This window comes from Bradyrhizobium sp. CCBAU 45384, from assembly GCF_028128665.1.
Lineage (GTDB): Bacteria > Pseudomonadota > Alphaproteobacteria > Rhizobiales > Xanthobacteraceae > Bradyrhizobium > Bradyrhizobium manausense.
Map to the genome: position 1 here is coordinate 1 of NZ_LBIZ01000084.1, position 25742 is coordinate 25742.

Here is a 25742-nt window from a genome sequence, read left to right on the forward strand (position 1 = left end):
GGCGGTCGCGTAGATGAAGAAGTCATAATATTCGAGAGCCGACCCGATCCAGCCGCTTGCAGCGGCCTTCCTTGACTGGCTCATATCATGGATCGCGCGCGTCGTAGCCATTAGGTTATTTGCTCTCGCTCAGTTGTTTGGCGACGTCCCGCGGGCGGGCTTCGCTGACAGTTGGACAGCAATCGCGCGCTCTCATATCCCGCGCGACACCCGGGAGAGGAGGGCCACGGCTTTCGCTCCGTCCGGGGCAGCCGGCTTTCTCGGCAAGCCTGATGGCCGAGAATCGATCATGCGGCTCCGAAAGTCGGGCCGCTAGCGTCGAGAACCGCGGCCGCGCCGTGGTGGGGAGAGCTTCCGGCAATGACAGGCTGCATTGCATCGATGCCGATGCCGCCTCCGACTTGATGAGTGTGAAGTACATCATTTGCTCCAGAGGCCGCAATGCGATCGCGGCAACACAACTCTAAGTTACAAACTGGCAATGCGCTTGAACGTCTTGGGCCACGATTGATCAATGCATGCCTCGAAAGCTGATCCCGCACGGTCGATCTACAAAAATCACATTTCACCGAATAGAATCCGGCCGCAATTTGCCGCACTTGCAAACGCGTGATCGACCAGAGTTCCATGCACTCGTCGCCCTGACAGGACGCAGCCACGGTCGATAACGGGGGCCTGCACCAGATCGGAAGACAAGAGCGAACGGCTCGACATGGTGCCGGGGCAGTTCCGCGTTGTCGTCATCCGACGTCCCAAATAGGCCTGCCGAGCCTGCGAAGATGGCGTCCTGCAGGCCGAGGCTCCGGCCCGGTTGACTGCCGACGGAGGCACCCGTCGCCCAGGTCTTGGTGTCCAAACATGCCGATCATCTGCCGCAGTACCGGCAGACCAAGATCTATGCCCGCCAGGGCTCGCTCTCGATCGATCGACACTGATGGACTGGGTTGGGCATCTTGCCTTCCATCTGCGCCCGCTGCATGAGCGCCTTCTCACGGTGCTTCGAGCGAGGTCTAAGCTGTTCGCCGACGAGACGACGGTGCCGGTGCTCGCTCCTGGTCGAGGGCGCACCAAGTCTAGCCAGCTCTGGGCCTATGCCGCCGACGACAGGCCTCGGGGCGGCCCCGATCCACTCGGACCCGGTATCGCCTATATCTATGCACCCGACCGCAAAGCCGAGCGGCTGTTCAGCCAACTTGCCGGCTTCAAGGCCGTCCTGCAGGTCGATGGCTACAATGCCTATCCAAAGCTTGCCGAATGTGGCGAGGTCGAACTCGGCTTCTGCTGGGTGCGCATGCGACAGTCCGGTCCCGCGCCGATCGCGAGCGAGGCGCTGAAGCACATGCGCGGACGAGCGTCGCCTCGGCGTCAGCAGAGAAGCCGGCCACTGGCTGATGCCTTCGAGGTATGGCTGCGCGCCAAGCTGGCTCTCATCAGCTAGAAGATCAAGCTCGTCGCTGCCATCCGCTACGCTCTCTCGCGCTGGCAGGGGAGATCCCCTGGCGGGCGGCTCTCCGACGTTGAACTCCTCCAGCGACCGCACGCGCTCCTCTGCAATGAGTGGCGCAAAGCGTTTCCCGATCAGGTCGGCGCATTGATAGGCAGTGTAGAAATTAGCCCAGACCACCGGCCCCTGCCCGACCCGTTTGATGCATGGCACTCATCAATCAGGACACCAAGGCGAGCCCGGTTCCTAGTGGCTCATCGGCAAAAATGGCTCCCGAGATCGCCGTGGCTGTCGGACATGCCAAGGCAGCGAAGGTCCAGGCAACGCGCAGGGCCTACGGGACCGACTTCCAGCTATTCGGCGCCTGGTGCAAGGGCGTTGCGCCGTTCCCCACCCCATGCTCAAGTTCGTTTTTCCTCGCCGTTAGCCCGATGGCGATCGGCCGTCGGATGTTTCCGCAACTTGACCGCGAGCGCAAGAGAGAGGGCGGTCAATCAGTCATGCGTACGCCCGCTTGGACGAAGCCCGTCTCATCGCCCCCAGCGATCCTGCCAGATCTTCTCGCCAATCGTGCAACTGACGCGCGGCTCCTTTTCAGCTACCGGAACGATGCGGTGTTCGGGCCTCCTTCCGGCGACCTCGAGCAGAAGTTTCGTACGGATCGCCTCCTTAAACTGGTCACGGTCCTTGATCGTCACGACGAACGAGCCGGGCCCGCCGATGACGCAATCTTCGTAGTACCAATCGAGATTGTCGATATCCATCGTAGAATAGGACGGCTCCTTGATCATGATCGGCAGTCCGTTGATGACGATGCCTTTCGCCAGCGCCTCGTCGCGAACCCGCGTGACCGGGTCGCCGTTGTTGTTCGGTCCGTCGCCGGAAATGTCGATCACGCGCCGCAATCCCCGCTGCGGATCCTGGTCGAACAGCGGCATGGCGAAAAGGATGGCTCCAGAGATCGAGGTCCGCGATCCCCGCCGGACCGGCGTCTGCATGATCTCGTTGGCGACGGCGTCGGCTGTCTCGGGGCCGTCGACGACGCGCCAAGGAAAGATGATCTTCTGGTCACTGGAGGCCGACCATTCGAAGTAGGTCACCGAGATTTTGCCGTTTGGACCGGAGCGCAGCGCCTGCAGGAATTCCTTGGACACGATGGCCTGTGCGTAGCCCTCCCGCTGGACCGCGAGCTCGTCCATGTCCATGGAATAGGAGACGTCGACCGCGATGACGAGTTCGACGTCGACGGAAGGCGCGGCCTGCTTGTCCACCACTTCCGATCTTTGGCTCGGCGCGACGATTCCGGCGACACCGCTGCCGGCGAGCAGACTACCGAGGATGACCGCACCCAATGAGACACACCGCTGCATCGTGGACCTCCGCATCCCCAATGGTGGCACGAGAGGTAAATCAAACAAAGCAGAACATGCCTTCGTCGCGTTCAAGTTAATGGGATTGCATGTACACTGGTTGGCGCGGCGCCTTGAGCGGTACCGACTAGGCCGACTTCCGTGCCGCTAGTTGCCAGCTTCCACCGCACGAACATTGAGGGAATGCGGGCGCTGATAGGTGTCGGCGGTTGCTGCGATGGACCCCCGGGAACTATGCCGGCGATGTCCAAAGGTTTTCTAGAACAAATCTTCCGGCCGGGCTTCGCCAGGGAGAGACATTTCCCGAGGCGCCTGCTTACCTGGCGTTCGGACCGCATCGTTGTAACAATGGGTATGCCCGCGGCGGTCTATTGCTGGTAATAAAGCCGATCCACGAAAGTCTCTGTGGACTTACATTCGCGGACGAGCATAAACGTGCGCGCTGGATCGAAGACATGCGCGGATACGGCCGATGCGGCAACTAACGGCGGACTCTCATCGCTGCACCGGCCGTAGCACGATCGAGCTCGGCCCACGCCCCAGCTTCCGTCTTGATTTGCCTCAACCTCGCCTCGCTCACCTTTGCTATTGTGTTTCTTGCTGTGGGCGAACGTGAAGGTCTATGACCATGGACGACGTATCCAGGCGAAAGATTCAGGCATTGCTCGATCAGCACCGCACGATGCGTATCGCGACGCTGCGTCCGGACGGCTGGCCCCAGGTAACTACCGTGGGCTACGCCAACGACGGCTTTGCGATCTATTTCCTGTGCGGGAAAGAAAGCCAAAAGGCATCCAATCTGACCCGCGATAACCGCGCATCTCTCGCGATCGACGACGACACGCCGCAGGTAATGGAAATCACCGGGCTGTCCATGGCGGCGCGGGCCGAAGTGGTCAACGATCCGGTCGAAGGCGAAAAAGCGTTGCGGCTGCTATTCCAGAGATATCCGGAACAGAAATCCATGCCGGGTGCGCTGCCGATGCCCGGAGATGTTCGCATCTTTCGGCTGACGCCAACCGTGATCTCAGTGCTCGACTACACCAAGGGATTTGGCCATACCGATCTCGTCACGTGCTGAACGCAGCTTCTATCCAGCACGTCCCTTACCGAGACGGTCTGAGGGGTGACTGGATGTCGCCTTTGGCTCATCGCGACATTTTACTGCCGCGCAGCAATTATGTCGCTCTTCACCCTGGCTGCGTGAAAACGCAAAAGTGCGAAACACGACTAGAATTGGATTCTACAGTTCGTCGTCAAAGTTGAAGGCACTTTCGACGTTGCGCGCGACATCGGTCTTGGACAAACAACTTCTTCTATCGCGCTCAAGCCTCTTAGCGTTTTCACGCAGCCAAGACCCGAAACGGACTTCGTTAGCAAAGAGAAGCTCGTTATCAATCGCACACCTCAGTCATTATTCCGTGAGTGAAAGCACCCTTGGGCAGCTGCAAGCGGCACCCTTGTCGCACTGGACGGCTATCTGAGAGTTGCAATAGAACTGCCCCGTGGCCTGCGGCTTTGCAGGCGCGGCTTCGCTCTTCTTTCTCTCGTCGTCTCGCGGCTTGGCATCCTCGCGGGTGGCAACCGGCTTCTTATTCGGCGTCTTCCCACACTCGTTGGCGTCGTTGACGCGATAGCCCGCGCGGCAGGTGACCTTCACGCAGGCATCGCCATCGGCCTTGAAGCCGTGCTCGCAGACCAGCGGGCAGACCCGGCCTGATTTGGCCTTGATGGCATCGAGCGCTTCGAAGCTCGCCTGCTTGGCGTCAAACTTCGTTCCCGCGTATTTGTTGAATAGCGTCAGCGAGCGTTGCGATGACGCGTTCCAGTCGCCGTCGGCCGCGGCCGCGAGACAGCCGACCCGGCGGAGTTCGGACTGTACCAGCCTCGCAGTCTCCTGCGGAGATAGGCTCGACGGTGAAGAGGTCGGGTCAACGGCGGCAACTTTCTGTTCGCTCTCCCGCGCTTTCGCGTCCGCCGCCTGCTTCGCAGCCATTTCTGCGGCCGCCTTGTCGCTTGCGATCTTGTCGGCGAGCGCCTTCTCGGCGGCCTGCTTGTCGGCCAGCGCCTTGGCGACGGCGGCTTCTGCATCCTTCCTGCGCTGTTCTGCTGCGGCTGCCTTGGCTTCCTCAATCTGCTTGGCCTTCTCTGCCGCTAGCCGCGCGTCCTCTGCGGCCTTGGCGGCCGCAGCTGCCTTGTCCTGTTCGGCTTTCTTGGCCCGCTCGGCGGCAAGCCGAGACTTCTCGTCCTCGGCTTGCCTCACCTTTTCCGCGGCGGCGGCCCGGGTTTCTTCGGTGACAATCTTGCACAATTGGCCCTTCGCAAGGTCGATATAGAAGCCGCTTGGAAAGCGGTTGATGAAAGAGGACCAGAACGTCGCGGGTGCTAATCTGGAGCGCGAGCTCGTAGTCCCGCCGGATTTCGCTGTCCGGGCTGGCCTGCGGTCCAGCCGCGACCGGCTTCGCCGGAACGAGCGACACGTCGTCGCCGCCGAGCGAACCATAGACAAAGGGCTCCTGCTTGTTGCCGGTGGCCTTGAGCACGTCGTCGCGGACGAAACGGAACGCCTTGCCCAGATCGAGCCCCGGCGTCGGCAGGCGTTCGACCAGCGCGGTGGCAAACGGGCTGTTCTTGCTATCGCCGTCCGAGGCGGTCGAGCCTGCCTTCGCAGCGAAGGCGATCAAGGTGTTCGGGCTGGTCGGCTCGACCTTGGCAAGGCCGCGGCCGATCGCGCGCGAGGCGATTGTCCGCTTCATGGTCTTGGCGAACGGGTTGTCGCGGCAGGCATCCAGGATGACGAGCCGCAGCTGCTTGGCCGGTTCCACGGCGAACAGCGCGCGGTCAAGCGCAACGGTCTCGTCGAGCACGTCACCGTCTGTCTCCAGCGCGGCATCAGTGGGGATCAAATAGTTGGTGCCGTCGAGCTCGATGCCGTGGCCGGCATAATAAATGACGGCAACGTCGGCATCGCGGGTCCGGCCCGCAAACTCGCGCAACGACCTGCGCATGCCGGCGGCATTGAGGTCGACCCTTACATCGACATTGTCGAAGCCGGCCGTCTTGAACATGCCACCCACCAGAGTGGCGTCGTTAACCGGATTGGCGAGCCTCGGGGCGCTCTTGTAGGCCGAATTGCCGATCACCAGCGCAACGCGCCGTTCGGCCATCGCCGGTCCGCATCCGAGCCACACGGCAAAAATGACCCAAATCAATGGTAGCAGCGTATCCAGAGCGTGGCGAAAGGCAAGCGGACGGTATGTGATGCCGATCACAGGGGGCTGGCAAACGCGCGTTGAGGGCCGATGGTAGGTAGTATTTCATACTCGGGCACAAGCGCCGCGGCGCAAAGCCAGTTCGTAGCGAGCGTCGAGAAAGTGTATTTCAGCTTGTGGCCCAGGCTGTGTGATAACCCTTTTGCCGACTGGTAAGTCGAGAGGCCCGGGATCGGTTTCGCGGCTAGAGTTGGCTCCGATACAAACTCCTTACGTCTGCATCGCCTCCAGCAGGGTTCGGCAACCCAAAATCGCTATTGCACGTTTCATATTGTAGGCGAGCACGTTCAGCGCCATCTCGGTCGCAACCTTGTGCTGTCTTCGCATCAGGAAGTGCGTGGCACCCATCCAGGCCTTTATGGTCCCGAAGGGATGCTCGGCCGTCTTGCGGCGTAAGGTCATCTTGTTGGGGTCTTGGTCGAGCCGCTGCTGAACCTTCTCCAGCACGGCCTCGTGCTCCCACCGCGCGATGCGCCGCTCAGGGCCGGTCGTGCACTGAGCTTTGAGCGCGCAGCTTTGGCAGGCGGTCGTCCAGTAACGGCGCAGCATCTTACCGTCCTCTTGGCCGGTGAAGCGGTACGTCAGCCGTTCGCCAGCAGGGCAGCGATAGACGTCCTCGGCAGCAAGATAGACGAAGTCCTGCTTGCCAAAACGACCTGCGGCTTTCGCGCCTGAGGTCATCGGTTTCGGCAATGTGACCGTGATGCCGGCCTGCTCACAGGCGCGAAGCTGTTCGCTGTCATAGTAGCCGCGATCAGCAACGACCTCGAGTGTCTCGACAGCCATCTCGGCACGGGCCTGTTCGGCCATGTCGGCAAGCTGGTGGCGATCGTTGCCCACGTTGGTCACATAGTGAGCCACGATAAGATGATGCTGCGTATCAACAGCAATCTGCACGTTGTAGCCAACGATGCCGGTGTCCTTGCCACTTGTAGCCATCGAGCGTGCGTCAGGATCGGAGAGCGAGATCTGCCTGTCCTTGCTCTTCATCATTTCCGCGTTGATCGCGTTGAGCCGGACGATCTCCTCCTTGAGCTTCTCGATCTTGCCCTTCAACCGCTCAACCTTCACCTCTGGGACCGCATCCCCATGCCGATCGGCGGTTTCAAGCTGAGAGAGGTACCGGGCGACGCTCTCATCGATGCGCTCAAAACGCCTCTTCATCTTGGCCTCGGTGAAGTTCTTATCCCGTGCATTGACAGCCTTGAACTTTGATCCGTCAATGGCGACGCTCCCGGTACTGAGCAGCTCAAGCTTGCGGCACAGCGCGACGAACTCGCGACAGACCTCACGGATGGCCTTGCCATTGTCCTTGCGGAAGTCCGCGATCGTCTTGAAGTCCGGCGCCAGATGCCCGGTCAACCAGATCATCTCGATATTGCGCAGGCATTCCCGCTCCAGGCATCGGCTCGACGGAACCCGATTAAGATAGCCGTAGATGTAGAGCTTGAGCATAGTGCCCGGGTGATAGCTGGGTCGGCCCGTGTCGAATGGCTGGACTCCGATGAACCCGAGCTTGTCGAGATCGAGACCATCGACGAACACGTCGACCGCTCGCACCGGGTTGTCCTCTGCCACATAGTCATCGAGCGATGCCGGAAACAATGTGCTCTGGCCGCGATCCAATCCTTCAACAAAGCGCTTCATTGGATGCCCCCGCAAACGCAGGGAATCTTATCGCGCGAATCACTCCAAACAGAGCGTTTTCACACAGCCTGGGCCCGTGGCTGACCTCAGCCCAGAGCACGGTGGTGTCGGCTTCCGAGAGATGACCCGACCAAGGGCATGCTGGCTGCCGAGGGCAGCCTTTGACCCATAGCGCTTCCCGGCCATGGCGCGAAACTGCGAATTTGTATAAGCTTGAGCATCGTTCTGACCCATCCGGGGGAGCGAGATGCGGCGACGCAGCGGAAGTGAGCATCCGGTCAAGGAGCGGCGCGTGAGCGGGCGAAAAGCGCCCAACCCGTCGAGCGCAGCCCCATCCATTGCCGACCTGCAACAGCAGCTAGACACGCGCACCCGCGAACTGAAAGAAGCACGTGAGCGGGAGGCCGCGACCGCGGAGGTGCTGCAGGTCATCAATTCCTCGCCCGGCGATCTCGCCCTGGTGTTTCAGGCGATGCTCGAGAAAGCGATAGGGCTGTGCAGAGCCGGGTTTGGCACTCTTTGGACTTACGACGGGGAGCGATTTAGCGTCGCCGCCACCTACGCGGTGCCAGCCGCGCTCGCCGAGTTTGTCCGCGAGCCTGTGCCGGTGGCGGCTTCGGCAAGTCTTCTGGACATCGTGCGCGGTCAAAGTCTGGTTCATGTTGTGGATTTGGCGGCGACAGAGCTCTATCAGGCCGGCAATCACGTGCGCCGCGCCTATGTCGACCTGGGCGGTGCGCGCACGCTGATCAGCATCGCGCTGCGCAAGGATAACGCCCTGCTTGGCGCTTTCAACGTCTACCGTCAGGAGGTGCGACCATTCTCCGATAAGGAGATCGCGCTCGTACAGAACTTCGCCGCACAGGCCGTGATTGCCATCGACAACGCGCGGCTCCTGGGCGAACTGCGCCAGCGCACCGACGAGCTTACAGAAGCATTGGAACAGCGGACGGCAACCTCCGAAGTGCTCCAGATCATCAGTCGTTCCCCAGGCGATCTTCAGCCAGTGTTTGCTGCGATCCTGGAGAACGCCTCGCGCATCTGCCAGGCCAAGTTCGGCATGCTGATGCTGGCAGAGGGTGATGCTTTTCGACTGGGCGCGGCCCACAACGCGCCGCAAGCATTCGTTGATTTCATGCTGCGCGGGCCGGTACGGCCCAATCCGCACATCACCTTTGGCCGCGCAGTAGCAACCAAGCAGGTTGCGCAAACGACAGACATCACCATCGAGCAACCTTACCTTCAAGGCGACCCTTTGGCGGTGGCAGCCGCCGAGCTCGGCGGCTATCGAACTGTCCTGGCTGTGCCAATGCTCAAGGAGAGCAACGTCATCGGCAAGCTGGTGTTTTTCCGGCAGGAAGTACGCGCGTTCAACGACAAGCAGATTTCGCTAGTCCGGAATTTTGCTGCTCAAGCCGTCATTGCCATTGAGAACGCGCGGCTCCTGGGCGAGCTACGCGAGCGCACAGCCGACTTGACTGAATCCTTGCAGCATCAGACCGCGACCGCCGATGTGCTGAAGGTCATCAGCCGCTCGACCTTCGACCTCAAGCCCGTGCTGGAGACGGTCGCCCGGACCTCGGCGCATTTATGCGAGGCTGAGATGGCGTTCATCTCGCAGCGCGATGGCGACGTCTTCCGCTACATCGCGGCCGTCAGTTCGACTCCTGAAGCGGCGGCTGGCGCCGTCAGATTGCAGAAGTACCTTGATACTCATCCGGTTTCCGGGCTTTCGGGCCAGCGCACGATGACCGGACGCGTCATCTCGCAACGCCGCGCCGTTCAGATCGCCGATATCACCGCCGACGCGGAATATCAGTTTCCCGAGATCTTCGAGCTCGCGAGAGTACGCGCGCTCCTCGGCGTGCCGCTGCTGCGCGACGGCGAGCCGATTGGTATGATGAGCATGGCGCGCCAACGACCTGAGCCGTTTACCGAACGGCAGATCGAACTGGTGTGCACCTTCGCCGACCAGGCGGTCATCGCAATCGAGAATGCGCGGCTCTTGACCGAGCAACGCGAAGCGCTCGAGCGACAAACCGCGACCGCCGAAGTGCTGCAAGTCATCAATTCATCGCCGGGCAATCTCGCGCCGGTGTTCAATACCATCCTGCTGAAGGCACACCGCCTCTGCGATGTCGCTTATGGCAGCCTGCAGGTCTACGATGGCGATCGGTTCCGCGCTGTCGCGGTGCATGATCTGCCGGAACAATTCGCCGATATCTTGCGACGGGGTTTTCGGGCATCAGATCATCCCGCCGGCCGGCGCCTGCTCGCCGGCGAGCGCCTCGTGCACCTCGCCGACTGCGCCGAAATCGACCATCCGGTGATGCGAGGTGCAGTCGAACTTGGCGGGATTCGTACCGCGCTGTTCGTGCCGCTGCGTCGCGACGAGACGCTTCTCGGAATGATCGTCTGCGGCCGACGCGAAGTCAGGCCCTTCACCGAGGACGCGATCGCCATCTTGGAGGGATTTGCCGCACAAGCCGCGATCGCGATCGAGAATGCTCGGCTGTTGGGAGAGTTACGCGAGCGCCAGGCCGAACTACGCACAACCTTCGACAATATGGGTGACGCTGTCGCAATGTTCGACGCCGCGGGTCGCCTGGCGGCATGGAACCACAATTTGCAGGAGATGCTCGACCTGCCGGAGTCCCTGCTTGCCGCGCGGCCGCGCCTTGCTGAACTTTTCCACTATCTCGCTGCGCGCGGCGAGTTCGGCTCGGCCGATCTCGAAACGCAACTGAGCCGCTCCCTCGAAGATACGAGGCACGAAATGCGTTACGAACGGACGCGTCCGGACGGTCGCGTCGTCGAGGTGCGCCGCAATCCAGTGCCGGACGGCGGCTTCGTGATGATCTATGCCGACATCACAGAGCGAAAGCGCGCGGAGGAAGCTATCGGCGCGGCACGCGATGCCGCCGAGGCCGCATTGCGTGACTTGCAGGCGGCTCAGGATCGCCTGGTCCAGACCGAAAAGTTGGCCTCACTTGGTCAGCTCACGGCGGGCATCGCGCATGAGATCAAGAACCCGCTCAATTTCGTCAACAACTTCTCCAGCGTATCGGTGGAACTGATCGACGAACTGCATGAGGCGCTCGGGCGAGTGACGCTCGACGACAATGCGCGCACCGAGATCACCGAATTGGCCGACACCCTGCGCGCCAATCTGGGCAAGATCGTCCAGCACGGCAAGCGGGCCGATTCCATCGTCAAGAACATGCTGCAGCATTCGCGCCAAGGTTCTGGCGAGCGTCGTCCCGCCGACATCAACGCGATCGTCGAGGAAAGTCTCAACCTCGCCTATCACGGTGCGCGCGCGGAGAAGCCGGGCTTCAACATCACGGTCGAGCGATACCTCGACCCCACCGCGGAGACGGTCGAACTCTACCCGCAGGAAATCACGCGAGTGTTCCTCAACCTGATTTCAAACGGCTTTTACGCAGCCACGAAGCGCAAGGAAGGCGCCGGCGACGGTTTCGAGCCAAGGCTGAGCGCAGCAACAAGAAATCTCGGCAGCGCCGTTGAAATCCGGTTTCGCGACAATGGCGCCGGCATTCCCGCTGAGGTCAAGGAGAACATATTCAATCCATTCTTCACCACCAAGCCGGCCGGCGAAGGAACAGGGCTCGGCCTTTCTATTTGCCATGATATCATCGTAAAGCAGCATGGCGGACGGATCGACGTCGATACCGAGCCTGGCGCCTTTACCGAATTCATCATCACGCTGCCGCGCACTGCGACCGCACCACTGCAGACCGGAGGCAAGAGTTGAGCGTTTATATCCTGGTCGTAGATGACGAGCCCGACGTGGAAGTGCTGTTCCGTCAGCACTTCAGGCGCGATCTGCGGCGCGGCCGTTTTCTAATGGAGTTTGCACGTTCGGCGCCGGTCGCGCTGCAACGCGCGCTCGAGATTCGCGATGCCACCCTCATCCTGATCCTGTCGGATATCAACATGCCCGGGATGAGCGGGCTGGAGATGCTGCCGATCGTGCGGTCGGCCCGACCCGATGTTCCCGTCATCATGATCACAGCTTATGGCGATGCCGAAACCAAGCGCAAAGCGCTGGAGAAAGGCGCGACCAACCTATTGACCAAACCGATCGATTTCGAGGCGCTGCGCCAGGAGATTGACGCAAGGATCGAGCAAGCCGCATGACCGCCACCATCCTCGTGGCCGATGACGGTATGCGTTCCGGTTGATGCGCACCAACCGCTGGCCCCATAATTTGAGATGGGAACGACATCTCCAAAGTCCGCTTTTGATGCTGTGGACCGCTCCTCCACCGGCACGAGAGTGCCAAGGAATGGTGCCGTCTTGAGGCTCCCACGATTCGGAGGAGCAACCTATGCAGTCGATTTCGACGATTGGCCTTGATATTGCGATGTCGGTCTTCCAAGTGCATGGCGTTGATGCAGCCGGCCAGGTGGTCGTACGCCGTTAGTTGAAGCGCCGCCACATCTTGGCGTGTTTCCAGAAGTTGCCGCCATGCCTGGTGGGGATCGAAGCTTGCGCATCATCGCACCATTGGTCAGCGAGCGCCGCTGCTGGCGCAGGAGCGCGTCGGAATCGCAACCGGCGAGAGCGGCGAACGAGGGCGTCTGGAAGAAAGTCAGCCTAAACGCAGCAATCTAGGAGGCTTCACAAATCCCGCAATTCAACAAAAAGAACCTCGAACTCACTATCCGCGCGATAGAAAACTGGCGGTCGTCCCAACGGCGCCGCGACAGATAGGTCCTGTCCGCCTGCAAATGACTGGCCGGTCCAGACATGAATCCAGTCGGTCCCTGTCGGAAGGTAGAGGCTCCGCTGATCCTGACCCGCCTGCCAGACGGGCGCGACAAGCAGATCACGGCCATAAAGGTAGCAATCCTGAATGCCATAGGTTCGCCGGTCGTCTTCGTGATGGAGAAACAGCGGACGTTGCACCGGCAGGCCCCGGCGCGCAGCTTCCAGCGACAACGCCCGCAGGTAAGGCGAGAGGTGAACGTAGATCGACGTCATCGCAGCGAAATGCGCGAGAACCGTCGGATTGCCGTCGAGCTGAAGATTGTCACGGGGCCTGTTGCCTTCGTGGCTGCGCATCACAGGCGTAAAGGCCGCCATCTCGCTCCAACGCATCAGCAGCTCGGGTGTGCGCACACTGCCGAATAGGCTGGTGTAGCCGCCGATGTCGGAGTGGTGATAGGCGTTGCCGAGCAATCCCGACGACAGGGCGGCGCAGATCACCGTGACCAGCCCGTCATGCCTGGAAAAGTCGACCGATTGATCGCCGGCCCATAGCCACGGGCAGAACTTCTGCACGCCCGTGAAGCCGGACCGCATGAAGAACACGGCCTCGCCAGTGCGGCCGCGGCTCTCCACCGCCTTCGCGTTCACTTCGGCCCACAGCGTCGGCCAGAGGTTGTGCGCAAGCCTTGCATCGATGCCGCTGGCAAGACGCACGTCGACCGGCAGATATTCCCCGAAATCAGCCATCCAACCGGATAGGCCGTAGTCGAGCATGTTCCTGCCGATGATTTCCTCGTTGAACCATGCCGCGGCATGCGGATTGGTGAAATCGACGGTGCCGCAGTGGAATTCACCGAAATCGATCAGGGCCGTTTGTCCGGAGGCATCCTTGACGAAATAGCCGGCATTCTCGGCCTCCGCGAACAGGACGCCATCGCTGGCGAGATACGGGTTCACGTAACCGAGAAAGCGGACGCCCTGGTCGTTCAATTCGGCGATGCGCTGCCGCAGGCCAGGATAACGCGTCTCGTTCGCCTTCCAGTCCCAGAACAGCCGCGCACCGAAGGTTGTCTGTCGAATCCCGACCCAGTCCTCGCACCAGAGACCGGACACCTTGACGCCCGCCGTGCGCATGGTCGCGAGGCGCGTGAACGAGTTCGCGCCGTCCTTCAGGCCGATGATCGCGCCATTGTAGATCCATTCCGGAAGCGGTGGTTGGCGACCGAACCGATCGGACAGCGTCTCCACCAGCGCGACGAACGACGGCGCGGCAAACAACTCGATGCGTTCAGGGACGGCCCAGGCCTCGATCTCGTGAAACTCGCTCTCGCGAAAATCGAACACGCTGTAGGCTGACGTCTCGACGTGAAGCGCGTAGCGCGCTGAGGAGATGTAGGTCGGCTGCGGATAGTTGGTGTGATAGTAGTCGCCGCCCGCGTGGCCGGTCGCGTCCGCCTTGAAGGTGATCTCCGTCGTCTTGTCGCGTCCGACGCCCGGCTCCGAACTCCACAACGGATACCGTCGTCCACGCAGATCAAAATAGGAGAATTGCTCGCCGCCGCCCCAGATATGCTCGTCGCGGTCAGCCACGACGCGCAGCCAGAATCGATTCACGGCGGAATCGAGCGAGCGCAGCTTCAGCGCATTGCCCTCAAGCGTCGCCGCGAGGCGCGGCGGCTGCCCGGTGGCAGAGGACAACATGATCGTGTTGCCGTCGATCTCGGCATGCGCGAGCGGGCAGCGTTCGACGAGGCGATCCTCGATTTCGAAGCGGCCGCGATGCATTTCGATGCGGTCATTGCCGCGGCCGATGAAGAAACATGGCGCCGCAGCGCTGTGCAAGAGTATCCGGCGACCCGAAATGGACAGCACAAAGCCGGACGAGGTCGTGTCAAGTTTCAAGTCCATTTCTTCCGGCCTTTCCGTCAGCCCTTGACGCCGCCTGCGGTCAACCCCGAGACGACGCGCTCCTGGAAAATCACGATCAGGATCGCGATGGGCACGATGCCGACCACAAGCGCAGCCGAGATCACCGGCCAGGGAAACGCAAACTCGCCCTGATAGAGCTGGATGCCGACCGGCAGCGTCCGCAATCCCGGATTGGAGTTGAACGACAGGGCCAGCAGGAATTCGTCCCAGGCGTTGACGAAGGCGAGGATGCCGGCGGTGAAGACACCGGGCGCCGACAGCGGCACCACCACCCTGAACAGGGCGCCGAACCGCGTGCAACCGTCGATCATGGCCGCATTCTCCAGATCGCGCGGAATACCTTCAAAGAAGGAGGTCAGCACCAGGGTGCAGACGGGCAGGCTCAGCACGGTGTAGGGCAGGATCAATGCCGTCCACGAATTGAGGAGATTGAGAGCGCGCATCGTCTCGAACAGCGGGACCAGCAGCGTCACCAGCGGAAAGGTGGAGACTGCGATGATGACGGACATGATCAGCCCCCTGAACCGCAAGTTCAGCCGCGCGAGCGCGTAGGCTGCGAGCACCGAGACCAGCAGTGTCAGCGCGGTCGAGAGCAGCGCGACCATGAAGCTGTTGAACAGGAAGGTGAGCAGCGGCTGGTCGGAGAACGCCTGGATGTAATTCCGCAGCGTTGCAGCGTGCGGGAGCCAGGTGATCGGCTTCTGCGTGAGCTCCGCCTCGGTCTTGAATGAGGTCAGCAGGATCCAAAGCGCCGGGAATAGGCCGTTGACGATGAGAATGAGCGCGGCGATGGCCCGCAGCGGCCTGCCTGACAGAGCCGAGTCGAACGTAGAGGCGGCAGCCGTGGTCATGATGCAGCCCCGCTGCCGCGGATCATGCGCAAGTATAGCGCGGTGACCAGCATCGACAGGCCGAACATCACCACGGCGAGCGCCGACCCGTAGCCCAGGTCAAGGAACGACACCGTGTTTTGATGAATGTACATGGCCAGCGTCGCGGTTTCGGTGCCCGGCCCTCCGCCCGTCATCATGTAGGGAATGTCGAAGGTCTGCAGCGCGGTGATAGTGCGGAAGATCAGCGCGACGACGATCGTGGGCTTCAGCAGCGGCAGCGTGATCTCGAAGAACTGCCGCACGCGCCCGGCGCCGTCGACGTCGGCGGCCTCGTAAAGCGAACGCGGAATGGTCTGCAGGCCTGCGAGAATGATCATCGCCATGAAGGACGAGGCCTTCCAGATGATGGCCAGGCAGATCGCGGCGAAGGCGAGCCGCGGCGAGTTAAACCAGATCACGCCCGGCAGGCCGATCCGGTTGAGTACGTCGTTGACGACGCCGTACTCGGAATGGAAGAACCAGCCGAAGATCAGGCCGGCGAAGGAGAGCGGCAACGCCCAGGGAATGAGCAGCGAAAGCCTGACCGGCCATTTCATCTGGAATGGCAGATTGGCGAGCAGCGCGAGTGCGAACCCGACGACGAGCGAGCCGGGCACGGTGATGAGCGTGATCAGCACCGTGTTCCAGGTCGCCTGCCAGAACACCGGATCGTCGGGCATCTGCTTGAAGTTCGCGAGCCCCGCGAACCGCGCCGGCAGGCCCGACGTCAGCGAGAGGTCGAGAAAGCTGGTGTAGATCAGCCGGCTCACCGGATAGACGATCATCACGCCGAGCAGGATCGCGGCGGGCGCCAGAAGCATCACGGCAAGTGTGGTGTCATCAGGGTCGGACCAGCGCGACAGCCACGAACGCCGCACAACCGGGCGATCGGCCTCGCTCTTGAACATCGATGTCGTCGTCATCAGGTCCGATCCGGACTGCAGTACGCGCTTTAGCGGATGATCCGCTTCAGGCGTGCCTCGATCTGAGCGGCGCCGTCCGCCGGCGTGGTCGCGCCCGCCAGCACCGCGTTGACCGTGGTCCGGATCGCTTCACTGACCTCGTTGTAGCGCGGCGTCACCGGCCGCGGCTTTGCCGTCTCGACGATCGACTGCGCGTCGGCGAACCACGGCACCGCCTTGGTCACGTCGGCATCCTTGTAAAGCTTGCCGTAGGTCGGCAGCAGGGAGCCGTTGATGGCCACGAATTTGGAGACTTCTGGACTCGATAAATATTCAACCAGCTTCTTCGCTTCGTCCTGATGCTTGGAAAAGGCGGAAACGCCCCACTCCCAGCCGCCAAGGCAGGTCGCCTGTTCGCCGCCCTTGACGGCCGGAAGCCGTGCGACGCCAACCTTGCCCGCGACCGCGGACTCGGCGCCCTGCGACATTGCCCATGCATAGGCCCAGTTCACCGCGAACAGGACGTTGCCGGCCTGGAACTCCTTGCGCGTATCGTCGGTCGCGACCTCGGCAATGTTCTTCTTGGCGACGCCGCTCTCGGCAAAACCCTTCCAGAGCGCGAGCGATTTAGTCGCCGCCTCGCGATCGAAATCGAGCTTGCCATGCTTGGTCACCACCTTGCCCTGGCTCCAGTACGGCACCAGGAAGGTGCAGACCGCACCTTCGATCGCCTTGCCCTGGAACGACAGACCCTGCAGGTTCGGATTGTTCTCGCCGTCCGCGACCTTCTTGGCGGCGTCCGCGAGTTCGTCCCAGGTTTTTGGCGGCTGAAGCCCGTATTTGTCCAGCAGGTCCTTGCGGTAATACAGAAACATGGAATCGGCGAAGGCGGGGAGCGCCACCACCTTGCCGTCGATCGTGTTCGCCTCGGCATAGGCGCGCAGATAGGAAGACATGTCGCTTGCGATCGGGCTGGTCCAGCCCGCCGCCGCAAACTGCGCCGGGCGGATCACGTCGAGCATCAGCACGTCGAGGGAGGAGTCCTTCGCCGTGAGCACCGTGTTGAGATATTGCGCCTGCATGTCCGAGGTCGTACCGCCGAGCTCGATACTGACCTTGACGCCGGGATTGCGCGCTTCGTACTGATCAAGCAGCGTGCGCCAGATGGCGGGCTGCCCCTGGCTCGTGACGAACACCTTCAAATTTGTCTCGGCGGATGCCCCGGTTGCGAATGCGGCCGCGGCACACGCGAGTAGCAATCCCGCCATCTTGGAAATGCGTCCTGAACTCATGCCTTCCTCCCGGATAATCCGCCGCTTGTTGCGGCTTGACTGGCTTGCTGTTGGTGGTCTCGCTGCGCACTCTTTACTGCAAGGCGCGCTCCGTCTCCGGATCGAACAGGTGAATCTTCGCGGGGTCCAGCCCCAGCTTGATGGCTTCGCCGGCTTGCGGGCGCAGCTCGGGCGGCAGCCGCGCGGTCAGCGTCGCGCCGCCCACCGCAAAATGCACCAGCGTATCGGAGCCGAGCGGCTCGACGACCTGAACCTGGCAGTTCAGGCCGATGTCGGACATCAGGGGCGTGAAATGCTCGGGCCTGATGCCCACGATGAATTCACGCCCGTCGGCGGCCCAGAGTTTTGTGCCGGCGAGGCTCGCAAGCGGCAGACGGTTGCCGTCGGCGAAGTCGAGATAGCCTTGGGCGGCCCTGGCCTTCGCAAAATTCATCGAAGGAGCGCCGACGAAGCCACCGACGAAAACGCTCGCCGGATCATTGTAGACTTGGTCCGGCGTGCCGATCTGTTCGATATCGCCACCGCGCAGGATGACGATGCGGTCGGCCAAGGTCATCGCCTCGACCTGGTCGTGGGTGACATAGACGATGGTGGTCCCGATCGTCTGATGCAGCCGCTTGATCTCCGTGCGCACCTGCCCGCGCAGTTTTGCGTCGAGATTGGAGAGCGGTTCGTCGAACAGGAAGACCTGCGGCCGCCGGACGATGGCGCGGCCCATCGCGACGCGCTGACGTTGACCGCCGGAGAGCTGTCCCGGCCGCCGGTCGAGCAAATGCGTGATGCCGAGCACCTCCGCCGCGTCCCTGATCTTGGCGTCCGCGTCCGCCGCATTCGCGCCGCGCACCTTCAGGCTAAAGCCCATGTTCTCGCGCACCGTCTTGTGCGGGTAGAGCGCGTAGTCCTGGAAAACCATGGCGATGTCGCGCTCGCGCGGCGGCAGATCGTTGACGATGCGATCGCCGATCCGGATCTCGCCGCCGCTGATGCGTTCAAGGCCGGCGATCATGCGCAGCGTGGTCGACTTGCCGCAGCCGGACGGACCGACGAGCACGACGAATTCACCGTCCGTGATCTCGAGGTCGATCGCCTTGACGACGCGAAACGCGCCGTAGCTCTTCTCAAGCTTGCGCAGGCTGACCGAAGCCATGAGCCCGTTCTCCCGTCCCGACGGTTCTTGCAGCCGCGGTGATCATCTATAGTAGCGCTGCGATTTATGGAAATCAACGACTGAGCCACACCCAGCTCAATCCGGCGAACTATGATGTACAACTCCATGATATCTAGCTGATTTCACAAACTATATCGTTAGACAGGCGAAACGAGGTTGTATGGCTTCCAAGCTTCAGTTAAGTAATAGCGCTATTATCTTGAGCCACGACCGCATGGCCGCATCAAAGCCCACACGCACCCGGCGCAAGATGCAACGGGTCACGATCATGGATGTGGCGGCGCGCGCAGAGCTGTCGCCCTCCACCGTGTCCCTCTATTTCAGAAAGCCAGATGCGGTCTCGGCCGCGGCGAGCGGGGCGATCGCACGCGCCATCGAAGCGCTCGATTACGTGCCGAACCTGATGGCCGGTGGCCTGGCAGCGGCCTCATCGCGCGTCGTGAGCATCATCGTGCCATCGGTCCGCAATGCGTTCTTCGCCGAGACCGTCGCGGCCCTGCAGGACGAACTCGGCAAGCAGCGACTACAGGTGATGCTCAGCCACACCGAGTACAAGGAGCACGACGAGGAGAACCTGGTCCGCACGGCACTGTCCTGGGCCCCCGCCGCTGTCGTCTTGACCGGCCTTTCTCACAGCCCGGCAACGCGCAGGCTGCTCCGCGACAGCAAGGTGCCTGTTGTCGAGATCTGGGAGCTTGGTTCCCCAACCATGGACATGGCAGTCGGCTTCCACCACGACCAGGTTGGTCATGCCGCTGCGTCGCATCTTGTTCAGCGCGGGCGCAAGCGATTACTGTATCTCGGCGCCCGTCTCCACGAGGATCGCCGCGCGGCGCGGCGTGCCCAAGGCTTCGTCGAGACGGCTCGAAACGTCCCTGACGTCACCGCAGAGATCATCCAGCACCCCGCTCCGGCGAGCGCCGAAGTCGGCGCCATGCTGCTTGGCGAGGCCATGCATCGGTTTCCGAATGTCGACGGGGTCGCCTGCTCCAACGATCATGTCGCCCTGGGCGTAATTTTCGAATGTCAACGGCTTGGCATCTCTATCCCCCAGCGCCTGTCGGTGGTCGGCTTTGGCGACTTGAGCTTCAGCGCAGCCGCAAATCCATCGCTGACGACAATCCGCCCGCCCGGCGACCTGATCGGCAAGGAAGCCGCGCGACTTATAATCGCTCGGATCCTGCATCCCGACATCGGGCCGGAACAGGCTGTAATCGATACGCGGTTCACCCTGCTGCATCGGCAAAGCAGCTGATAGTCAGACGATCACGCCGGGTTGTTTCAGCGAGATAGGCAGTGCTAATATCAATGGAGCGGCGTGGCGCTCATGCTGGTCCCCAACTTCCCGGCCGTTGTGGCCGAGCTTCGGCTCGAGCAGGTCGGCGGCGTGCTCCTCTTCTGCAACTCGCGCCAAGCGTGTCATTCGGCGCACTGATTGAGCCCTTCTCTGGAGTGCACCCCTCGGGCCGGACAGGATCAAGCTGTCATTGCTGATCCAAATGGGATCCCTGCCTTACCGGGCGCAATAGGCTGATAACATTTGAGAAGTTGTTCTTTCAGAGGGTTCCAATCGGCGCCGATTGGGCCCCCTCTCAAAGTGCTGAATTCGATTTTGAATCACGGATGAGGTCCCGACTTCGGTGCCGAAACACGTGCTGATCAACTATCCCGCCGAAGAAGAGCACGCCTGGGACGACGTCGTCACCCACATAACGGGATCGACGGCAGGTATCGACCGGGCCAAGATTGGTCACTGGAGGTGGCCGATGCAGCCAATAGGCCGATCTTCTCAATCAGCATATCTTCTACACGAATGCGTTAGGAACCAACTCCGGCTCTTGAACCAAGCCGCTCTATCCTTGGTTGCTCATGAATGGAGGAAGCTGCAATGCCTCGTTACTTCTTTCATTAGCATGCGCGAGCCAAAAGACAGAAGACCTGCGTGGAGAACTGTTCCCGACGGATGGGGCAGCATGTCACCGAGCCGCGCAGCGGATGCCAGACGGCCTCAAAAGAGCTGCGGAGCGTTCCCGCAACACCTATGTCTTCCATTGAGGTAACTGACGGCAACCGAATCCTGTTCGTGGTGAGGGGAACAGTCGTTGTCGAACGGGGGTAAGGCCACGTCGGCCGCGAGCGCGCGCGGGTCGCCGTACTGCCACTACTGCGGTGCATGAGTCCGGAAATGGCCCTTCGCTTCCCAGCGGCCCCTCTTAATTTGAGAATGCAAAAATGAGGAGGACAACATGCCGAACGGGTATTGGATCGGGCGCATCGATGTGATCAAACCCGAATACACCAAAGCCTACGGCCCCGCCCTCGCGGCGGTGCTCTGCAAATACCACGCGAAATTCCTGGTACGCGGCGGCACATTCGAGGCGGTGGAGGGCAAGGCGCGCGACCCCAACATCGTGATCGAGTTCAAGGACTACGAAACCGCGCTCGCCTGCTACCGCTCACCTGAATACACCAAGGCGAGGGCACTGCGCGCGGGCGCGACATCGATATCATCGTGATCGAGGGCTACGAGGGCCCGCAGCCCACGGATTGAGCCCCGCCTCGGCGGCGCGCACCACGCAGCTCTAATTGGCAGGACTGAAGATCATGATGGGACATCGGCAAGTCGAACAGGCTGCTTTGTTCTATGAGTTCTCGCTCGAGAGGCACTTCCCTTCCGACCACTTGCTTCGCTCGATCGATAGATTTGTCGATCTTGAACAGATTAGGCAGGACTTGGCGCCCTTCTACAGTAAGATCGGCCGGCTTCGATCGATCCCGAGCTGATGATACGGATGCTCCTGATCGGCTATTGCTTCGGCATCCGATCGGAGCGGCGGCTGTGCGATGAGGTTCATCTCAATTTGGCCTACCGGTGGTTCTGCCGGCTCGGCCTGGACGGTGCGGTGCCGGATCACTCGACATTCTCCAAGAACAGACATGGTCGCTTCCGAGAAGGCGATCTCTTCCCTCGCGTGTTCGAGAACGCCTTGCACCGTTGTATCGAGGAGCGGCTGGTCGGCGGTGAAGGATTTGCCGTCGATGCGAGCCTGATCAAAGGCCGACGCCAATCGGCAAAAGGGGATTGAAGGGGACAAGGGCCTCCCACCGGAGGCGGCAGGCCGGGCGATAGGCGAGTACCTCGCCGTCCTCGACGATGCCGCTTTCGGAGCAGCGACCGAGGTCATCCCGAAGTTCGTGTCGCCCGCCGATCCGGCGGCACGCTGGACGGGCGCGCACGGCGGCCAAGCCTTCTTCGCCTACTCGACAAACTATCTGGTCGACGTCGAGAACGCCATCATCGTCGATGTCGAGGCAACCACGGCAATCCGGCAGGGCGGAGGCGTTGGCTGCCAAGCGCATGATTGAGCGCTCGCTCAAACGGTTCGACCTTTACCCCACCAGGCTCCTCGGCGACAGCGGCTACGGCTCGGCCGAGATGCTCGGCTGGCTGGTTTACGAGCACGGGATCGAGCCGCACGTGACGGTGTTCGACAAGTCGGTCCGCGCGGACGGGACCTTTTCGCGCGAGGACTTCACCTATGACCACACCAGCGACGTCTATACCTGCCCCGGCGGCAAGATGCTGACCGCAACCGGAACACTGGTGAACGATGGCGCAACGATGCTCTACCGTGCGAGCAAGCGCGATTGCACCGGCTGCGCCTTGAAGGCTCGCTGCTGCCCCAAGGACTTGGTCCGCAAAGTGTCTCGCTCGATCTACGAGGGCGCTCGCGACATAGCACGATCATGGGAGGGCCGTACTTCACGCCGGTTGCGGAAGAAGATCGAGATGCTGTTTGCGCACCTCAAGCGCATTCTCAAGCTCAACCGTTTGCGATTACGAGGCCCAAACGGCGCACGCGACGAATTCACTCTCGCAGCCACCGCCCAGAACCTTCGGAAGATGGCCAAGCTGATAGCGACACCTATCGCAAGGCCCGCATAGGGACCACTTCGATCTCATCCCCGGCCCAACCATTACAACGGAATACTGCCGGCCTTTTTCAACAGAATCGACCCTTAGCCGACCTCGGCCAAGCATCGCGTGCCCACCTTCGCCGAGACGAGGCGTCTCAGCCGTTGTCAGCGCCGGCAACGTATTTATCGGGATGAAGAGGAGCCAAGAGGCTCCCCTTCGTCGCTGCGGTGGTACTGATGACCTCAGAAATCAAACGTCATACCGGTCGTGACGGCTTCGGCCTTGTTGCCGGCAACAACGTTGTTGTTTGCATCGCGGCCGCAGACGCCGTAGCCGTGTCCGCTGACACCCAGGCAGTAATGCGCGCCGGGGCCGTTGCGCAGATAACTGCCGACCATGTACCAGCTCACGAATGGGCTGAAGTGATACTTCACGCCGATGGCGTATTGGTCGGCGCTGGAGTCCACCGTGTTAAGCGCGAAGTCGGCGGCTCCGGCCGGAGCGGAGACCGCGACCCCGGGGGTGGGATAGGCGTTGATGACGCCCGTGCCCGGCGAGCCCGGCGAGGCATTGGCGTGCGCCCAGGAGGCACTGAGGTCCCACTTGTCCACGGTCTGCGTCGCGCTCAGGAAGTAGCCGTCGCGCGATCGCTCGTCGAAAGCGGCGACCGTGTTCTGACGGCGCATGACCTCGTAGATGCCGTAGAGCTGAAGGCTGCCGATCACGTCGTTGAACTTGTAGCCGGCGCCGACCTTCGCGGCCCATTCGTTGGCGATGCCGACTGCGCCGGGTGGCACGACCAGCACACCGCCGTTGCTGAGCGGTGTCACCGCCTCGTCGCCGGTCCGGTTTGTGCCTTCATGCAGCTCGTAAGCGGCGATGCCGGTGAAGCCGCCCTGATTGTAGGTCAGCGATGCGCTGTAGAGGTTGCCGTATGAGCCGTCGTTGCAGCCTTCCGGTGCCGATGTGAGCGGGAAACCCGAGCCGCTGCCGCGCGCCGAGGTGGCGGGGCAGTTGAAATCGCCGAGGGCGAAGTCGCTGTTGTCCTTCGCCGTGTTCTGGCCCGGCGAGATCATGAAGGTGGCCTGGAAGCCGTTCCACACCGGCGATTCATACCAGATCGCATGCGCGGCGCGCCAATCGAACTCGGCGCGGAGATCGCCGCCGGTGTTGCCCATGATCGAGTTGTAGTCGCCGAGCGTGGCCGAGAACGGATCGAACTTCGCCGTTGCTTTCTTGTAGGGCGTGTCGGCTTTGCCGGCCTTGATCGTACCCCACGGGCTCTCCATGCCGAGGAAGCTGTCGCGCGTGCCGAACGCTGCGCGCTCGGTCGGAACGGCTGCGACCTCGACGAGCGACTCGAACTGAGCGATGGCCGCCCATCCGGGATAGCCATAGGGATCGAGGTTGTGCCGCGCGCGAACGCCGAAATAGGTGAGGTTGCTGGAGACACCGAACTTCGTGCCCTGATCGTAAACGCGGGCATTGAAGATGTCGCCGGAGAGGTCGACGTGGCCGTAGAGTGTCACCGTGGTGTTGTCGATGAACGGATTGCTTCCGGGCGCCTTGCTGTAGAGCGGGGCGCCGCCGATGCTGACGACGGTGTGCTCGGGCGCCGCAGGTGCCGGCGCTGGGGACGGCGCGACCGCCGCGTGAAGAACCGGGTTGCCCTTGGGCGAAGCCGGGGCGACGGCTGTCGCCGCGGCCTTCGGCTCGCTCATGTGATTGACGCGATCGCGCAGCTGCGCGTTTTCCTTGGCAAGCTTGGCATTGCTGCGCTCGAGCGCATCGAGGCGGGCAACGACGTCATCTATAGTTGCAGCTCTTAACGGATAGCTAATATTGGTTGCACAAAGGGCCGCGAAGCCTGTGCCGAGCAGAAAGGCTTTCCTCATTGGTTTCCCCTTTATCGCCGCGGACTCTCAGTGGGTCCGGATAAAGTGGAGGGTAATGTATGCCAGATACCATATACAATGTGATTGGTGTGATGGTACTCGCTTTCGCAACCGAGTGTGTCTCGCAGGCAACTGTTCCCGACAAAGCGTGTCGCGCGGCGATCTGCCGCATTGCGGTGTTTGCCGCAGGTTTCGCGCTAAAAGGCCAATGAATTCTGGGGTTTGCGCTGAGCTAAATTCAGTCACCCCACGGCGTTTCGCCGCGGGCGAGACGGTTGGCAATGTCGGTCTGGAACACGGGCGGCCCGAATGCGAACCACTCGTCGCCGATCTGGTAGACCAGCAGTCGCCTGTTCTCGGCGCAGAACCGCGTCAGCCAGTCCAGCGCCTTCTTCTTTGGCCGCTCGCCGACCGGCACCGCGACGTCGACGGGCAGGCCGCGCCAGGCAAAGTTGGCGGCCAGCATGATCATGCCGGATTGGTCCGGCCGCATCCAATCGGGCAGCGGGCTCGACGCGACCAGCCAGCCGCAGACGAATTCGCGGCAGGGATGCTGGGGACGCTCGGGATAGATCGAACATTGGTGGGCAACGCTGAACGGGCAAGGGTGCCCTTTGGCCACCTTGTGGCCGCGCACCTCGATTTGCAGCCAGCCATCGCAGCAGGCAGTGCAGCTTCCGCAAGTTCTGGTGAGCTTAGTCAAGATCGCGACGACACTAGGTGCTTTCCTGGCACAGAGACTACTCACGATCATCGCATGCGTCGAGAACACATTAGCTAGTTAGACGCGCACCTGAAGAGCCGAATTGGAGAGTTAACATCTCAGCCTTCTCGCGCCTCTTTATCAGCTTTGGGAGATGTCAGTTTATGGCCCGTCTGCGAATCCGGACAACGTCCGCAATTGGTCGGCAAATGGTAGCGGACCGGACATCAATCGCGGGCCGCTCGATGAGTATGGCTTTGGCGATCGTCGACAAAACTACTGACAGAAGATGTTGCAACTGGTGCGGTGTTGATATTCGCGACGATCTTACTTAGAAGGCCCCGGTCAATAGCGACTCGGGAATTCAAAATGGCAAAAAAAAGCCAAGAAAAGAACACACCGCCCTTACAGCGCAGATGACGTCAAGCAACTGCGTGCGCACTCCAAGGCACGCACACCGATTGCGAAGATCGCCAAACAAATGAAGCGCACTGAAGGTTCGCTTCGCCAGAAGGCAATCAAGCTCGGAATCGGACTCGGTCACCAGCGTTGACTCGTCTCAGTTCGTTCTCTTGACGCGGAAAAGTCTTGCCCA

14 protein-coding genes and 7 pseudogenes are annotated in these 25742 nt (G+C 61.6%); 11 read left to right on the forward strand and 10 right to left on the reverse strand.

Features of this window, described 5'->3' with window-relative positions:
• Positions 1 to 688 precede the first annotated feature (688 nt).
• Positions 689 to 1435 (forward strand): annotated as a pseudogene (locus tag XH80_RS05340) (IS66 family transposase); the annotation flags it as partial.
• Positions 1436 to 1974: 539 nt separating this feature from the next.
• Here the strand turns inward: XH80_RS05340 and XH80_RS05350 are convergent.
• The gene (locus tag XH80_RS05350) at positions 1975 to 2814 is read right to left on the reverse strand and encodes a DUF1194 domain-containing protein (protein WP_271597655.1); all 840 of its coding nucleotides are present in this window, start codon (positions 2812 to 2814) and stop codon (positions 1975 to 1977) included.
• A gap of 228 nt (positions 2815 to 3042) precedes the next feature.
• Here XH80_RS05350 and XH80_RS43895 point away from each other — a divergent pair.
• A pseudogene (locus tag XH80_RS43895) lies at positions 3043 to 3299 on the forward strand (NAD(P)H-dependent oxidoreductase); the annotation flags it as partial.
• A 143-nt stretch (positions 3300 to 3442) separates the two neighbouring features.
• Positions 3443 to 3895 carry a pyridoxamine 5'-phosphate oxidase family protein gene (locus XH80_RS05360; RefSeq protein ID WP_271597657.1) on the forward strand — a complete coding sequence of 151 codons (453 nt, stop codon included), beginning with the start codon at positions 3443 to 3445 and terminating at the stop codon, positions 3893 to 3895.
• A 313-nt stretch (positions 3896 to 4208) separates the two neighbouring features.
• Here the strand turns inward: XH80_RS05360 and XH80_RS05365 are convergent.
• Both XH80_RS05365 and XH80_RS05370 read right to left on the reverse strand, forming a co-directional pair.
• Positions 4209 to 5981: pseudogene (locus XH80_RS05365) on the reverse strand (caspase family protein).
• 315 nt (positions 5982 to 6296) lie between these two features.
• Positions 6297 to 7733 carry an IS1182 family transposase gene (locus tag XH80_RS05370; protein ID WP_271597658.1) on the reverse strand — a complete coding sequence of 479 codons (1437 nt, stop codon included), beginning with the start codon at positions 7731 to 7733 and terminating at the stop codon, positions 6297 to 6299.
• Between the two features lie 247 nt (positions 7734 to 7980).
• Here XH80_RS05370 and XH80_RS43900 point away from each other — a divergent pair.
• From XH80_RS43900 to XH80_RS05385, 4 genes and pseudogenes are all read left to right on the forward strand, one after another.
• A pseudogene (locus XH80_RS43900) lies at positions 7981 to 10227 on the forward strand (GAF domain-containing protein); the annotation flags it as partial.
• A 21-nt stretch (positions 10228 to 10248) separates the two neighbouring features.
• Positions 10249 to 11508, forward strand: coding sequence for a sensor histidine kinase (locus XH80_RS43905; protein ID WP_442869120.1), 1260 nt, complete (start codon positions 10249 to 10251; stop codon positions 11506 to 11508).
• Positions 11505 to 11894: a response regulator gene (locus XH80_RS05380; protein ID WP_271597660.1), complete on the forward strand. Its 390-nt coding sequence runs from the start codon at positions 11505 to 11507 to the stop codon at positions 11892 to 11894. The genes XH80_RS43905 and XH80_RS05380 overlap by 4 nt, the downstream gene beginning before the upstream one ends.
• A gap of 190 nt (positions 11895 to 12084) precedes the next feature.
• Positions 12085 to 12270 (forward strand): annotated as a pseudogene (locus tag XH80_RS05385) (IS110 family transposase); the annotation flags it as partial.
• A gap of 107 nt (positions 12271 to 12377) precedes the next feature.
• On the opposite strand, the gene XH80_RS05390 reads toward XH80_RS05385, so the two are convergent.
• The 5 genes from XH80_RS05390 to XH80_RS05410 form a co-directional block, all read right to left on the reverse strand.
• The gene (locus tag XH80_RS05390; RefSeq protein WP_271597688.1) at positions 12378 to 14396 is read right to left on the reverse strand and encodes an alpha-glucosidase; all 2019 of its coding nucleotides are present in this window, start codon (positions 14394 to 14396) and stop codon (positions 12378 to 12380) included.
• Positions 14393 to 15247: a carbohydrate ABC transporter permease gene (locus XH80_RS05395; protein ID WP_271597661.1), complete on the reverse strand. Its 855-nt coding sequence runs from the start codon at positions 15245 to 15247 to the stop codon at positions 14393 to 14395. The genes XH80_RS05390 and XH80_RS05395 overlap by 4 nt, the downstream gene beginning before the upstream one ends.
• Positions 15244 to 16191, reverse strand: coding sequence for a carbohydrate ABC transporter permease (locus tag XH80_RS05400; RefSeq protein ID WP_442869117.1), 948 nt, complete (start codon positions 16189 to 16191; stop codon positions 15244 to 15246). The genes XH80_RS05395 and XH80_RS05400 overlap by 4 nt, the downstream gene beginning before the upstream one ends.
• Positions 16192 to 16220: 29 nt before the next feature.
• Complete coding sequence (locus XH80_RS05405; protein ID WP_442869121.1) at positions 16221 to 17438, reverse strand: ABC transporter substrate-binding protein; 1218 nt, start codon at positions 17436 to 17438, stop codon at positions 16221 to 16223.
• 97 nt (positions 17439 to 17535) lie between these two features.
• Positions 17536 to 18609, reverse strand: a complete 1074-nt coding sequence (locus XH80_RS05410) for an ABC transporter ATP-binding protein (RefSeq protein ID WP_271597663.1) — start codon at positions 18607 to 18609, stop codon at positions 17536 to 17538.
• Between the two features lie 181 nt (positions 18610 to 18790).
• On the opposite strand from XH80_RS05410, the gene XH80_RS05415 reads away from it, so the two are divergent.
• The 3 genes and pseudogenes from XH80_RS05415 (at position 18791) to XH80_RS05425 (ending at position 22576) form a co-directional block, all read left to right on the forward strand.
• Complete coding sequence (locus XH80_RS05415) at positions 18791 to 19885, forward strand: LacI family DNA-binding transcriptional regulator (RefSeq protein ID WP_271597664.1); 1095 nt, start codon at positions 18791 to 18793, stop codon at positions 19883 to 19885.
• Between the two features lie 991 nt (positions 19886 to 20876).
• On the forward strand, positions 20877 to 21146 hold the full coding sequence (locus XH80_RS05420; protein ID WP_442869118.1) for a DUF1330 domain-containing protein: 270 nt from the start codon (positions 20877 to 20879) through the stop codon (positions 21144 to 21146).
• A gap of 88 nt (positions 21147 to 21234) precedes the next feature.
• Positions 21235 to 22576, forward strand: a pseudogene (locus tag XH80_RS05425) (transposase).
• A gap of 215 nt (positions 22577 to 22791) precedes the next feature.
• Here XH80_RS05425 and XH80_RS05430 read toward each other — a convergent pair.
• Both XH80_RS05430 and XH80_RS05435 read right to left on the reverse strand, forming a co-directional pair.
• On the reverse strand, positions 22792 to 24444 hold the full coding sequence (locus XH80_RS05430; protein WP_271597665.1) for a porin: 1653 nt from the start codon (positions 24442 to 24444) through the stop codon (positions 22792 to 22794).
• A gap of 238 nt (positions 24445 to 24682) precedes the next feature.
• Positions 24683 to 25198, reverse strand: a complete 516-nt coding sequence (locus XH80_RS05435; RefSeq protein WP_271597666.1) for a hypothetical protein — start codon at positions 25196 to 25198, stop codon at positions 24683 to 24685.
• 322 nt (positions 25199 to 25520) lie between these two features.
• On the opposite strand from XH80_RS05435, the pseudogene XH80_RS43910 reads away from it, so the two are divergent.
• Positions 25521 to 25700 (forward strand): annotated as a pseudogene (locus tag XH80_RS43910) (hypothetical protein); the annotation flags it as partial.
• Positions 25701 to 25742 lie beyond the last annotated feature (42 nt).

Bases quoted from the DNA above. Each gene is read 5' to 3' on its own strand.
- XH80_RS05350 (WP_271597655.1), bottom strand. From the start codon at position 2,814: ATGCAGCGGTGTGTCTCATTGGGTGCGGTCATCCTCGGTAGTCTGCTC.
- XH80_RS05360 (WP_271597657.1), top strand. From the start codon at position 3,443: ATGGACGACGTATCCAGGCGAAAGATTCAGGCATTGCTCGATCAGCAC.
- XH80_RS05370 (WP_271597658.1), bottom strand. From the start codon at position 7,733: ATGAAGCGCTTTGTTGAAGGATTGGATCGCGGCCAGAGCACATTGTTT.
- XH80_RS05395 (WP_271597661.1), bottom strand. From the start codon at position 15,247: ATGACCACGGCTGCCGCCTCTACGTTCGACTCGGCTCTGTCAGGCAGG.
- XH80_RS05400 (WP_442869117.1), bottom strand. From the start codon at position 16,191: ATGACGACGACATCGATGTTCAAGAGCGAGGCCGATCGCCCGGTTGTG.
- XH80_RS05405 (WP_442869121.1), bottom strand. From the start codon at position 17,438: ATGGCGGGATTGCTACTCGCGTGTGCCGCGGCCGCATTCGCAACCGGG.
- XH80_RS05410 (WP_271597663.1), bottom strand. From the start codon at position 18,609: ATGGCTTCGGTCAGCCTGCGCAAGCTTGAGAAGAGCTACGGCGCGTTT.
- XH80_RS05415 (WP_271597664.1), top strand. From the start codon at position 18,791: ATGGCTTCCAAGCTTCAGTTAAGTAATAGCGCTATTATCTTGAGCCAC.
- XH80_RS05420 (WP_442869118.1), top strand. From the start codon at position 20,877: ATGCCGAACGGGTATTGGATCGGGCGCATCGATGTGATCAAACCCGAA.
- XH80_RS05430 (WP_271597665.1), bottom strand. From the start codon at position 24,444: ATGAGGAAAGCCTTTCTGCTCGGCACAGGCTTCGCGGCCCTTTGTGCA.
- XH80_RS05435 (WP_271597666.1), bottom strand. From the start codon at position 25,198: ATGATCGTGAGTAGTCTCTGTGCCAGGAAAGCACCTAGTGTCGTCGCG.